We start from the raw sequence: 13,046 nt of genomic DNA on the forward strand, positions 1-13,046 counted from the left end.
CGCCACCGAGGGGGATACCACCACCATCAGTAAAAAGGCTGCCCGACTGCGCAAAACCTTCCTGCCACCACGCCCACCACAAGACGGGGTACGCATCCAACGCAGCGAACAACACGACAAATTCATCATTCGGCTCACCGGCCCAACCAACGACCTGCAGGACCTGGTCACCACCTTTGAAACCCCCGGCGAGGATGGACACCCCATCGACCCGATCGACTGGCTGGTCAATAACCGCCACATCGTCCAAGCCCCCGTCGCGGTACACGCCATTATCACCGACAAGGACATCGACCACGTCCTTTCCGGCACCGACGATAAACCCGACCAAGAACCGGTCGTGGTGACCAACACTGGTGTGAAGATGACCACCAGCCAGGTGCTACGCCGGCATATCCTGCCGGATGGCTACATCACGCTGGCCGCACCACACTTAGGTCCCATTAACACCCACCGGGCACGCCTTGCCTCACCGGTGCAGCGCCTCGCACTGGAGGCGGACTCGCCAACCTGCTGCTGGCCGGACTGCACCACCCCGATCTCGAAATGCCAGGCCCACCATTTGACCGACTACGCCCAGGGTGGTGAGACCCACCCGTCGAATATGTGCTGGCTGTGCCCGCACCACAACGCGGTCAACGGCCAGCCAGACCGGGGCCGGATGGCGCGCATCGACGGCCGGATCGCCTGGATCGGCCCGAAATACGGCACACCGAGATTCACCGGCCGCGACTACATTGATGCCGAAACCATCATCGGCGGACCCGCCCAAGGCGCACCACCTAGAGGATCAGGTTAATCACCACGGTCAACAGCGCGACCACGCCGATGAGCGCCGCCATGTACCAGGAATCGGACTCCTGCGGTTCGCTGTCCTCGGGGATCACTCCACCCGCCGCCGTCGGCGGGGGTTTCGGCGCGCCCGCAAACGCCGGGCTGACGGCGAAGTAGTCGACGAACGCGTCCGCCAGCTCGTCTGCGATGTCGCCGCCGTCAGCGGTCGTGGCCCCCAGCAGCATCGTCTTCGCCTCGCCGTTGAGGTTGTTGCGCCCGGACACGGTCGCGGAGTGCACGCCGAGGAACCCGCGGCCCGGCACCCACACCGGCCCGCCGGAGTCGCCAGCTTTGCCCGGCGCAATGTCCACGAGGAAGGAATTGCCCACCCGCGCGTGGAACACCCCGCACGTGGTCGCCCGCGTCGCCTGGCCGTAGGTGCACACCTGCTCGCCGGGGCGGACCGCATCCAGCGCCACTGCCCCATCGCCGCTGTACTCGTTGGGCCCGACCTCGACGCCCGCGTCCCAGTCGATGCGCGCCCAGTCGTTCGTCGTGCCCTCGCTCGCGGCGGAGGTGGTGAGGGTGCCGGTGGGTGGGGTGAGCGTGCCGTCGGCAAGCAAAAGGCGCACCCGGTCGCCACTTTCCCCGCAGTGCGCTGCGGTGTAGCTGGATGCGCCAAGGTTAAAGCCGACGGTGCACGCGGAACCATTCACGACGATCCCGTCGCCCTGGTCCACCACCGTCGGCTCCGCCGCGGTCGCCGCAGTGTGAGACAGCGCAAGCGCTACTCCACCGCAGGCCACAACGAGTTTTTTCACCCCGCCGAGTCTACCCGAGCACCCGGGTGGGCAAAATAACCGCTAGGAGATGACCACCACCAGGTCGCCGCCCTCCACCTTGGTCGGCTGGCTAAACGCGAGGCGCTCGATCGTGCCGTCCTGGGTGGCGGAAATACCGGCCTCCATCTTCATCGCCTCGATCGTGGCGACCTGGTCGCCGGCCTTGACCTCGTCACCCACCTTGACGGTGAGGTTGACCACGCCCGCGAACGGTGCGGCCACATGGCCCGGGTTCGAGGTATCGGCCTTCTCGGCCTCCGCGACCGTGGACTCGGCGCTTTCGTCGCGCACCAGCATCGGACGGATCTGGCCGTTGACGGTGAGGATGACCTGGCGCATGCCCTTCTCGTCCGGCTCGCCGACGGCGTCGAGGCGCACAGACAGCGGCGGGCGCTGTTCGTCGATCTCGCCGTACCAAATCATGGTCTCCTCGCCCTCGACAAGGCCGTAGAAGAAGGTCTTGTCGGAGAGCTGGTCGGTCACACCGTAGGTGCGGCGGTGTTCGAGGAACTCCGCGTACTGCTTCGGGAACAGCAGCTTGTCCAGCGCCGCGCGGCGGGTGGTGTGGTCCTCGGAAGCGAGGTCGCCCTCGAGCTCGGCCGGGACCTCGACCGTGTGGTCGACGGGGCTGCGGTCGGCGAGTGCCGCGTCGCGAAGCAGCGGCCAGCCGCCCGGAGGCGTGCCCAGCTCGCCCTGCAGGAAGCCGATGACGGACTCGGGGATGTCGTACTTGCGCGGGTTTTCCGCGAAGTCCTTCGGGTCCACGCCCGCGCCCACCAGGTGCAGCGCCAGGTCGCCGACGACCTTCGAGGACGGGGTGACCTTGGTCGGGCGGCCGAGGATCTCGTTGACCGCGGCGTAGTAATCCTCGATCAGCTCGAAGCGGTCGCCCAGGCCCAGGGCGTTGGCCTGCGTGCGCAGGTTGGACAGCTGGCCGCCCGGGATCTCGTGCTTGTACACGCGACCGGTCGGGCCGGGGATGCCGGACTCGAACGGCGCGTAGACCTGGCGCACGGCCTCCCAGTAGGGCTCCATGTCGGAGACAGCCTGCAGCGAGATGCCGGTGTCGCGCTCCGTGTTGGCAAACGCCGCGACGAGGGCGGACATCGACGGCTGCGAGGTCGTACCGGCGAGCGGGGCGGATGCCACGTCAACCACATCAGCGCCGGCGTTGGCGGCGGCGAGGTAGGTGGCCAGCTGGCCGCCCGCGGTGTCGTGGGTGTGCACGTGGACCGGCAGGTCGAAGCGCTCGCGCAGCGCGGTGACAAGCTTCGCCGCCGCGCCCGGGCGCATGAGGCCGGCCATGTCCTTGATGGCAAGGACGTGCGCGCCGGCGTCGACAATCTGCTCCGCCAGCTTCAGGTAGTAGTCCAGCGTGTAGAGGTCCTCGGCCGGGTCGAGCAGGTTGCCGGAGTAGGCCATGGCAACCTCGGCGACGGTGGTGTTGGTCTCCAGCACGGCGTCGATGGCCGGGCGCATCTGGGAGACGTCGTTGAGCGCGTCGAAGATGCGGAAGATATCGATGCCGGAGTTCGCCGCCTCCTGCACGAACGCGCGGGTCACGTTATCCGGGTACGGGGTGTAGCCGACCGTGTTGCGGCCGCGCAGCAGCATCTGGATGTTCACGTTCGGCATCGCCTCGCGCAACTCATCCAGGCGCATCCACGGCGACTCGTGCAAGAAGCGCATGCCCACGTCGTAGGTCGCGCCGCCCCAGGCCTCCACGGAAGTCAGCTCCGGGGTGAGGTGTCCGACATGCTTCGCCGCTGCGACGAGCGTGTTCGTGCGGATACGGGTGGCCAGCAGCGACTGGTGCGCGTCGCGGAAGGTCGTCTCGGTCACGCCGAGCGCGGTCTGGTTGCGCAGCTTCTCCGCCCACTTTGTCGGGCCGAGCTCGAGCAGCTCGTCGCGGGAGCCGCGCGGGGTCTCGCCGTAGTCAGCGGTGGGCAGCTTCTTCGACGGGCGGATGGCCGTCGGGCGCGGGCCGTTCGGCTGGTTGACCGTCACGGAGGCGAGGTAGTCGAGGATCTTGCCTGCGTCGTCGGCAGCCGGCGGGGCCTCAAGCAGGAAGGGGTGCGCGGCAATGTAGCCGGTGTTAATGCGCTCCTTCTGGAAGTCCTGCTGCGACAGCAGCGCGCGCAGGAAGCCGATGTTGGTGGAGACACCGTTGACGGTGAACTCGTTGAGCGCGCGCAGTGCGCGGTCGACGGCGACCTGGAAGTTGCGGCCGCGGCAAGTCATCTTGACCAGCAGCGAGTCGAAGTTCGGGGTGATCACGGTGCCGACGGCCACGGAGCCGTCGAGACGCACGCCAGCGCCGCCCGGGGAGCGGTAGCCGGTCACGGTGCCGGAGTCCGGGCGGAAGCCGTTGTTCGGGTCCTCGGTGGTGATACGGCACTGCAGGGCGGCGCCGTTGACCTCGATGAGGTCCTGCTCCAAGTGGATGTCCGACAGCTTCGCGCCCGCCGCGATGTACATCTGGTTCTTCACGATGTCCACGCCGGTGACCTCCTCGGTCACCGTGTGCTCGACCTGCACGCGCGGGTTCATCTCGATGAAGACGTGGTTGCCCGCCTCGTCGACGAGGAACTCGACGGTGCCGGCGCCCTCGTAGTTGATCTCCTTACAGAACGCCACGGCGTCGGCGCAGATGCGCTGGCGCTGCTCCTCGGTGATGTGCTGCGCCGGCGCGATCTCGACGACCTTCTGGTGGCGGCGCTGCAGGGAGCAGTCGCGCTCGTAGAGGTGGACCACGTTGCCGTAGGAGTCGGCCATGATCTGCACCTCGATGTGCTGCGGGTTAATCACGGCGCGCTCGATGTAGACGTTCGGGTCGCCGAAAGCGGCCTCCGCCTCGCGGGATGCCTCAGCGGCCAGCGCCTCGACGTCCTCCGGCTTCTCAATGAAGCGCATGCCACGCCCGCCACCACCGGCGACGGCCTTGACAAAGACGGGGAACTGGAATTCCTTCGCATACTCGGCCAACTGCTTCGGGTCGGAAGAGGGCTCGGAGTCCTTCAGCGTGGGCAGGCCGGCGCGCTCGGCGGCGTGGACGGCGGCGGCCTTGTCGCCGGTCAGGTCCAGGGTCTCGGCAGACGGACCGATGAACTTGATGCCGTTGGCGGCACAGGCGCGGGCGAGGTCAGCGCGCTCGGAAAGGAAGCCGTAGCCCGGGTAGACGGCGTCGGCGCCGGTCTGCTTCGCGGCGCGGATAATCTCGTCGATATCCAGGTACGCCTTGACGGGCTGGCCCTCGGTACCAATCTGCACCGCCTCGTCCGCGAACGGGCGGTGGAAGGAGTTGCGGTCCTCCCGGGGGTAGACGGCGACTGTCTTCGCCCCGGTCTCAAACGCGGCGCGGAACGCGCGGACGGCGATCTCACCGCGGTTCGCAACCAGAATCTTCTTGAATGCGGGCAGGTCATTGAGAGGAAGCGTGTCCACTGGAGGTAGGTCCTTTCGCTTTTGTGCCAGGAGCGCGCGGTTCGCATGTCGAACACAGCAGATCGATCATACCGCTAATCCCGACTGTAATGGTCATTTTTGTTTGGGAAATCTGCGAAACGGGGGTGGGCCCACACACGCCGCAGCCCGCCGGCGGCGAAGCGGCGCGGCGGGCTGGGGTGAGCGGGGCGTCGAGAAGCGGCAGGCGCTTAGAGGTGACGCTCCTCCGGGCCGTTGTAGGCGGACAGCGGGCGGATCAGGGAGTTGTTCTCGTACTGCTCAATGATGTGAGCGATCCAGCCGGTGATGCGCGCCATGACGAACAGCGGGGTGAAGAACTCGATGTCGAAGCCCAGGATGTAGTAGGCCGGGCCGGACGGGAAGTCCAGGTTCGGGCGGATCTTGATGGAGGTGTTCTCATACATGGTCTTGGCCATGATGTCGTAGATCTCCACCCACTTCTGGGCGTCCTTCTCCGGGTGCTCGGCAGCCAGCTTCTTGAACGCGGCCTCCATGGTGGGCACGCGCGAGTCGCCCTTCTTGTAGACGCGGTGGCCGAAGCCCATGACGAGCTCCTTGTTCTTCAGCTTGTTCAGCGTCCACTCCTCCGCGTTCTCCGGGGAGCCGACGTCAACCATGTTGTGCATGACGAACTCGTTCGCGCCGCCGTGCAGCGGGCCCTTCAGCGCGCCGATGGCCGCGGTGATGGCGGACCAGGCATCCGCCTGCGTGGAGGTGACGGTGCGCGCGGTGAAGGTGGAAGCGTTGAAGGAGTGCTCCGCGTACAGGATGAGCGACTTCTCAAACGCCTCGATGTCGGACTTGATGGTGGCCGGGGAACCCTCCTCGTCGCCGAAGACCATCCAGAGGAAGTTCTCGGCGAAGCCCTTGTCCTTGGTCGGGGCGATGTAGTCCTTGCCCTGGCGGCGGCGGATGTCGGTGGCCACAACGGTGGGCAGCTGGGCGAGCAGCTGGGTACCGATCTTGCGGATGTGCTCAGAGTTCGGGGTGAACTTGTACTCGTCGCGGGTGCCCAGGAAGGACACTGCGGTGCGCAGCACGTCCATCGGGTGGCAGTCCTTCGGCAGGAAGTTGATGACCTGAATGAGCTCCTCGTCGATGTCGCGGTTGGTCATGCAGCCGTTGCGGAACTCCTCGCGGCCTGCCTCGTCCGGCAGCTCGCCGTGCCACAGCAGGTAGGCGACCTCCTCGAAGGTGCAGTTCTCGGCCAGCTCCTGGACCGGGTAGCCCTGGTACAGCAGCGAGTTGGTCTCCGGGTTGACCTTGGAGATGGCGGTGTAGTCGGCGACGACGCCGGCGAGGCCCTTGCGGATTTCCTGATCAGACATGATGTGTACTCCTTTTTGGAAAGAAATGGGTTGGGGGTTGGCTGCTTCTGCCCTACTCGAAGGTGGACTTGTAGCTGTCCTTGGAGTAGGTGAAGACGGATTGGTCGAACTGGTTGTACTCGTTGTAGCGGACCAGCTCGTAGAGGCGCGAGCGGTGCTGCATCTTGTCCAGCCATTCGGTCTGGATGCCGGTTTCTGCGATGTCACGCAGCATCGCTTCGGTCTGTCCCATGGCGATGCGGAAGGTGGTCACCGGCCAGATCACGGCGTTGTAGCCGAGGTTCTGCAGGGTTTCGGCCGAGAGCAGCTCGGTCTTGCCGAACTCCGTCATGTTGGCCAAAAGCGGCGTGTCGACGGCGGCGCGGAACTTTGCAAAGTCCTCCTCCGAGTACAGCGCCTCGGTGAAGATGAGGTCCGCGCCCGCATCCGCGTAGGCTTTCGCGCGCTCGATGGCCTCGTCGATGCCTTCGATGCCGGCGGCGTCCGTGCGGGCGCAGATGACGAACTGGTCGTCGGAGCGCTCGCGCACCGCGGCGGTGATGCGGCGGACCATCAGGTCCCGCGGCACGACCTCCTTGCCGTCGAGGTGGCCGCAGCGCTTCGGGTTGACCTGGTCCTCCAGGTGCAGTGCGGCCAGGCCGGCGGCTTCGAATTCGGCGACTGTGCGGGCGGCGCTCATGGGCTCGCCGAAGCCGGTATCAGCGTCGATGAGCACCGGCAGGTTGGTGGCGCGTGCGATCTGGCCGCCGCGGTTGGCCACCTCAGAAAGCGTGGTCAGGCCGATGTCCGGCAGACCGAGGTCGTTGGCCACCACTGCGCCGGAGACGTAGACGCCTTCGAAGGCGCCGATGTCCTCGATCAGGCGCGCGGTCAGCGGGTTGAACGCGCCCGGCAGCTTCGTGATGGTCTCCGCGGCGAGCGATTCGCGCAGTGCTTTACGACGCTCATGCGGCGTTTTTTCTGGTGCAAACATTTAGAAGATACCTCCCGGGATCTCGGGTGCGTTTGCCTTCGCTTCGTCGTTCACCACGACGTTGAGTTCGGACAGGTCTTTCAGGTTTTCCAGGTCCTGCACGGCTGCGAGGAAGCGGTCCTGCTCCTCCGGGGTGACGATGCCCTCGGCCAGGGTGCGGAACTTGGTGATGTAGTTTTCGCGCTCGAACGGGCGGGCACCGAACGGGTGGGCGTCGGCAACTGCCATCTCGTCTTCGATGACGGTGCCATCCGCGAAGGTGATCACGGCGCGGCAGCCGAAGGCCTTCTCGTTCGGGTCCTGCGAGTGGTAGCGGCGGGTCCACTCCTCGTCTTCGACCGTGGAGATCTTGTGCCACAGCTCGACGGTTTCCTTCCGGCCGGCGCGCTCCGGGGTGTAGGAGTTGACGTGGTGCCAGGTGCCGTCCTCGAGCGCGACGGCGAACATGTACATGATCGAGTGGTCCAGGGTCTCGCGCGAGGCGGTCGGGTCCATCTTCTGCGGGTCGTTCGCGCCGGTGCCGATGACGTAGTGGGTGTGGTGCGAGGTGTGCAGGACGATCGACTCGATGTCGGTAGTGGACTTGCCGGCATCGGCGATGGTCTGCTTCATGCGGCGCGCCAGGTCGATCGGGGCCTGCGCCTGGTACTCGGCGGAGTGCTCCTTGGTGTAGGTCTCCAAAATGGCGCGCTTGGCCTCGCCGTCTGCGGGCAGCGGGACGATGTAGGTGCGCTCCGGGGAGTGCAGCATCCAGGCGATGAAGCCGTCCTCGCCCTCCCAGATCGGGGCCGGGGCGCCCTCGCCGCGCATGGTGCGGTCGACGGCCTCGATGCCCATCTTGCCGGCGAACGCCGGGGCGGAGGCCTTCCAGGAGGAGATCAGGCCCTTGCGAGACTGACGGGTCGCGGTCGTGGTGTGCAGCGCCTGGCCGACGGCCTGGTAGATGGTGTCCACGTCCAGCTCGAGCATGGTGCCGATACCTGCGGCAACCGACGGGCCGAGGTGGGCGACGTGGTCGATCTTCCACTCGTGCAGGCAGATGCCCTTGACCAGGTTGACCTGGATCTCGTAACCGGTGGCAATGCCGCGGATCAGCGCCTTGCCGTCGAGCCCCTTGTGCTGGGCCACGGCGAGCAGCGCCGGGATGTTGTCGCCCGGGTGGGAGTACTCGGCGGCGAGGAAGGTGTCGTGGAAGTCCAGCTCACGCACGGCAGTGCCGTTGGCGAAGGCGGCCCACTCTGCGGAGAAGGAACCGTCGATGCCGAAGATCTGCGCGCCGCCCTCGGCGACCGGGTGCGCCTCGGCCATCGCGCGTGCGGTGGCGACGGGGCGGCGGCCGTAGGAGGCGACCGCGACCGACGCGTTGTCGATGATGCGGTTGATGATCATCTCGCGGGTGTCTTCCGGGACCTCGACCGGGTCAGCGGCAACCTTGGCCATCTTGTACGCAAGGTGCTCTTCGATGGGGAAGTCGTCGGCGGACTTCCGGGTGCGAACTTCATGGTTGATCATTGTGAGTGCAACTCCTCGGCTTGTGTGGGGACGAGTGGGCGTCGATAAGCGATGGCCCTGTTGTCGGAACTCATACTAGGGCCGTAAATGTGTGCCAGGTCATTCTCCAATGTGTGAAAATTAGTGTCACGGGCGCGTAACTTTTGTAAACTTTGTAAACGCACAGTTCAGGACAAGGAAGCAAAGGCGAAACGCGATGGCCAAGCACTACGCGGGGGCAAGAATTCACACGCTGCGTACCACCGAAGGGCTCACCCAGGTGGACATGGCGCGCAAACTCGGCATCTCCACCAGCTACCTCAACCAGCTCGAAAACGACCAGCGGCCACTCACCGTCACCGTGCTTTTGCAACTCACCCAGGTCTTCGGCCTCGACGCCAGCTACTTCTCCCCCGCCTCCGAACAGCGCGTCGCCGGCGAGCTCGCAGAACTGCTCCCCGACGTCCCCGACGCCGACCTCGCCGACATCGCCCTGCGCTACCCCGCCGTCGCCGAAGGCATCAAAGCGCTGCCCGCACTACTCGCCGGTACCGCCAACAACCCGCACATCGTGGTCCGCGACTTCTTCCAGCAGCACAACAACTACTTCCACGACCTCGACTGCGCCGCCGAAGACTTCGCCGCCGGCGCCCACGCCCGCCAACTGCGGCTCACCCGCATCGCCGGCGCGCTCGACCGCGACTACGGCTACACCGTCCGCTTCAACCAGGCAACCGCCGGCGAGCGCTCACTCGCGGATGCCGCAAGCCGCGAAATCCGCGTCCGCGCCGGGCTCACCGAAGCCCAGCAGTGCTTCGAGCTGTCCTACCACTACGCGCGCATCGCGCACCGCCCGCTTCTCGACGCCCACGTCTCCCCCATCGCCGCACCCCGCGCCCGCCAACTGGCCCGCCACGGACTCGCGCAATATTTCGCCGCCGCCGCCACCATGCCCTACTCGCTCTTTTTGGAGGCGGCTGAAGAGACCCGCTACGACATCGACGTCATCTCCGCCCGCTTCGGCACCGGCTTCGAATCCACCTGCCAGCGCCTCGGCACCCTGCAGCGCCCCGGCGCCGCCGCAATCCCCTTCGTATTCATCCGCACCGACCGGGCGGGCAATATTTCGAAGCGGCAGTCCACCACCTCGTTCCACTTTTCACAACGCGGCGGCACCTGCCCGCTGTGGGTCGTACACCGCGCTTTTGAGACGCCAAACCGCGTCACCCGGCAGGTCTCCGTCATGCCCGACGGGCGCACGTACATGTGGGTGGCGCGGATGGTGCAGGGCCCGGCCGTGGAATTCGGCGCGCCCCGGAAAGAAAACGCGGTGACGCTCGGCTGCGACGCAGCCCACGCCGACCGCATGGTCTACGCCGACGGGCTCGACCTCTCACCGGACTCCGCCACCCCGATCGGGCCCGGCTGCGAGACTTGCCCGCGGCACGAATGCCCGCAGCGGGCGTTCCCGGCGCTGTGAACTAGTCCAGGTCTAGTCCAGGTCCGACTTCTTCACCAGGCGGCGCGCCGCCTCCGTCACGGACCCGGACAGCGACGGGTAGACCGCCATGGAATTGGCCAGCTGCGCGACGGTGAGATTATTCGCCACCGCGATGGTTAGCGAGTGGATGAGCTCGGAGGCGGTCGGCGCGACGATCACGCCACCGACGACCTGGCCGGAGCCCTTGCGGGCGAAAATCTTGACAAAGCCGTGCTGCAGCGAGCGCATCTTCGCGCGCGCGTTGGTGGCCAGCTCGAGTTTGTACACGTCGGCGGCGATCTTGCCGTCCTTGATCTCCTGCTCGGTCACGCCCACCGCCGCGATCTCCGGCCGGGTGAACACGGCGTTGCCGACAGTCTTGATGCGCAGCGGTTTCACGCCCTCGCCGAGCGCGTGATCGACGGCGATGCGGCCCTGCTGCGCGGCGACAGAGGCCAGCGGCATGAGGTCGGTGCAGTCGCCCGCCGCGTAGATACCGGCGACGTTGGTGCGGGAAACACGGTCGACGTGGATGTGGCCGGACGGGGTGGTCTCCACGCCCGCAGCTTCCAGGTTCAGGTCGGCGGTGTTCGGGATCGAGCCAATCGACATCATCACGTGCGAGCCCTCGATGGCGCGCCCGTCGGTGGTGTGGACGATCACGCCGTCACCGGTGTTTTCCACGCGCTCGACGCGCGCGTCCTTCTCCAGCTGCACGCCCAGGTTGCCCAGGACGGTCTCGAGTACGTCGGCGGCGTCCGCGTCGTCGTGCGGCAGGATGCGGTTGCGCGAGGCGACCATGGTCACCTTCACACCCAGCTCGGCGAAGGCGGAGACGAACTCCGCACCGGTGACACCGGAGCCGACCACGATCAAGTGGGTGGGCATCTCGATCAGGTTGTACATCTGGCGCCAGTTGAGGATGCGCTCCCCATCCGGCTCCGCACCCTTGAGCACGCGCGGGCTCGCGCCGGTGCAGACGAGTACCATGTCGCAGGTGATTTCCTCGGTCGTGCCGTCGGCAAGCTCGACCTCGAGGCTGTGGGTGGTGTGGCCCTTCTGCTCGTCGGTAAAGCGCGCCCGCCCGTCGATAAACTGCACGCCCACGCGGTCGAGCTGCTCGCGGATGTCGCGCGATTGTTCGGCGGCCAGCGCCACGACACGGTTGTTCAGCGCGCTCAGCGCCAGCTTCGCCTCGCCCAGGCCGTGGTTGAGCCCCATGTCGTCGGCGCGGCGCAAGTCCGTCTTAATGTTGGCGCCCGCAATGAAGCTTTTCGACGGCACAACGTCCTTCCGGATCGCCGAACCGCCAGCCCCCTGGTCTTCCACCACGACGATTTCCGCGCCGTAGTTCGAGGCGACCAGCGCCGCCTCGTAGCCCGCCGGGCCTCCACCAACAATGACGATCTTCTTCGACACCGAGTTCTTCTCCCCTTATGTACGTGAATCTAGATTTTTCCTGAGCCAGTCTACCGGCCAGGCGCAGGCGACGCTGATTGCGCGTTGAAGTACTGCTCCACCACCGAGCCGAAGAAGCGCACGCCGACGGCAATCGCGCGCTCGTCGATGTTCAGGTTGCCCTGGTGCAGGTCGTACTTCTCGCCCGCTCCGCTCCACGCACCAAGCCGCACCATCGCGCCCGGGACGTGTTCGAGGTACCAGGAGAAGTCCTCCCCGCCGGAGGACTGCGGGGCCGTGACGATCGCGTGCGGGTCGACTGCGCGGCCGGCGGTGGCGGCGAGGGCGGTCGCCGCGTCGTCGTTAAGCACTGGCGGCACCCCACGCACGTAGTCGAGGTGGTAGGTGCACCCCGTCGGCGCGACGACCAGGTCGATCAGGTCCGTGAGCAGGTCCTCGAGGCCACGCCAGGTGGTGATGTCCGCAGTGCGGATCGTGCCTTCGAGCACACCCGCCTTCGGGATCGCGTTCGGCGCATCCCCCGCATCCACGTGTCCGAAGACCAGCACGGTGCCGGTGCGCGGGTCCACGCGGCGCGACAAGAGCGCCGGCAGCTGGGTGATCAGCGCGCCGAGCGCGTAGACCACATCGGCGGTCAGCTGCGGACGCGAGGTGTGCCCGCCCGGGCCCTCGACGCGCAGGCGCAGCACGTCCGAGGCCGAGGTGATCGCCCCAGCGCGCACGCCGACCTGGCCGACGCGCAGCTTCGGCTCCGCGTGCAGCGCGTAGATGGTGCGCACGCCCTCGAGGCCGCCCCACTTGATCACGTCGAGCGCGCCGCCGCCCATGACCTCTTCGGCCGGTTGGAAGATGATGCGGACGCCGTGGGGCAGGTCGACGTCGGCAAGCGCGCAGGCGAGCGCCAAAGCCACGGTGGTGTGCACGTCGTGGCCGCAGGCGTGCGAGACGCCCTGCACGGTCGAGGCGAAAGGCAGACCGGTCTGCTCGGTGACTTTCAGCGCATCGATGTCCGCGCGAAACGCGAGGCGCTCCCCCGTCTCCGGGCCGATGTCCACGTACAGGCCGGTGCCGGGAAAGGGCACCGGCTGCAGACCGTGGGCGACCAGCACGCCGTGCAAAAACTTGGTGGTCTCCACCTCTTCGTTGGACAGCTCCGGGTGCGAGTGCAGATGGCGACGCCACCCCAAAATCTCGTCGTGGTGCTGCGTCACCCAAGCGTCGACGGCCGCGGCGATTGATGCCGTTTCTGCCACTGCGCCTCCTTCTGCCTCGAT

General features: G+C 66.7%; 9 protein-coding genes. 2 read left to right on the top strand and 7 right to left on the bottom strand.

The genetic code is table 11. The features are described 5' to 3' along the window. A partial coding sequence (locus tag HMPREF2990_RS13050) for an HNH endonuclease signature motif containing protein (protein ID WP_168167146.1) occupies positions 1 to 799 on the top strand: 799 nt, incomplete at its 5' end. Here HMPREF2990_RS13050 and HMPREF2990_RS10875 read toward each other — a convergent pair. The 5 genes from HMPREF2990_RS10875 to prpD form a co-directional block, all read right to left on the bottom strand. Further along, positions 783 to 1,595, bottom strand: a complete 813-nt coding sequence (locus tag HMPREF2990_RS10875) for a chymotrypsin family serine protease (RefSeq protein ID WP_141757888.1) — start codon at positions 1,593 to 1,595, stop codon at positions 783 to 785. The two genes, HMPREF2990_RS13050 and HMPREF2990_RS10875, sit on opposite strands and share 17 nt — an antisense overlap. Positions 1,596 to 1,637: 42 nt before the next feature. Further along, the gene (locus HMPREF2990_RS10880; protein ID WP_070764637.1) at positions 1,638 to 5,060 is read right to left on the bottom strand and encodes a pyruvate carboxylase; all 3,423 of its coding nucleotides are present in this window, start codon (positions 5,058 to 5,060) and stop codon (positions 1,638 to 1,640) included. A 209-nt stretch (positions 5,061 to 5,269) separates the two neighbouring features. Beyond that, positions 5,270 to 6,409, bottom strand: a complete 1,140-nt coding sequence (locus HMPREF2990_RS10885) for a bifunctional 2-methylcitrate synthase/citrate synthase (protein ID WP_038588681.1) — start codon at positions 6,407 to 6,409, stop codon at positions 5,270 to 5,272. Between the two features lie 52 nt (positions 6,410 to 6,461). After that, positions 6,462 to 7,382 carry a methylisocitrate lyase gene (gene prpB, locus HMPREF2990_RS10890; RefSeq protein ID WP_038588678.1) on the bottom strand — a complete coding sequence of 307 codons (921 nt, stop codon included), beginning with the start codon at positions 7,380 to 7,382 and terminating at the stop codon, positions 6,462 to 6,464. Next, the gene (gene prpD, locus HMPREF2990_RS10895; protein WP_070764638.1) at positions 7,383 to 8,894 is read right to left on the bottom strand and encodes a 2-methylcitrate dehydratase PrpD; all 1,512 of its coding nucleotides are present in this window, start codon (positions 8,892 to 8,894) and stop codon (positions 7,383 to 7,385) included. It lies immediately after the preceding gene. A 196-nt stretch (positions 8,895 to 9,090) separates the two neighbouring features. Here prpD and HMPREF2990_RS10900 point away from each other — a divergent pair, with 196 nt between their 5' ends. Next, complete coding sequence (locus tag HMPREF2990_RS10900; RefSeq protein ID WP_070764639.1) at positions 9,091 to 10,353, top strand: short-chain fatty acyl-CoA regulator family protein; 1,263 nt, start codon at positions 9,091 to 9,093, stop codon at positions 10,351 to 10,353. Between the two features lie 12 nt (positions 10,354 to 10,365). On the opposite strand, the gene HMPREF2990_RS10905 is transcribed toward HMPREF2990_RS10900, so the two are convergent. Next, positions 10,366 to 11,772 carry an NAD(P)H-quinone dehydrogenase gene (locus tag HMPREF2990_RS10905; RefSeq protein WP_070764640.1) on the bottom strand — a complete coding sequence of 469 codons (1,407 nt, stop codon included), beginning with the start codon at positions 11,770 to 11,772 and terminating at the stop codon, positions 10,366 to 10,368. A gap of 50 nt (positions 11,773 to 11,822) precedes the next feature. Next, positions 11,823 to 13,025: an amidohydrolase gene (locus tag HMPREF2990_RS10910; RefSeq protein ID WP_246817535.1), complete on the bottom strand. Its 1,203-nt coding sequence runs from the start codon at positions 13,023 to 13,025 to the stop codon at positions 11,823 to 11,825. Positions 13,026 to 13,046: the final 21 nt, after the last annotated feature.

This window comes from Corynebacterium sp. HMSC071B10, from assembly GCF_001814825.1.
Lineage (GTDB): Bacteria > Actinomycetota > Actinomycetes > Mycobacteriales > Mycobacteriaceae > Corynebacterium.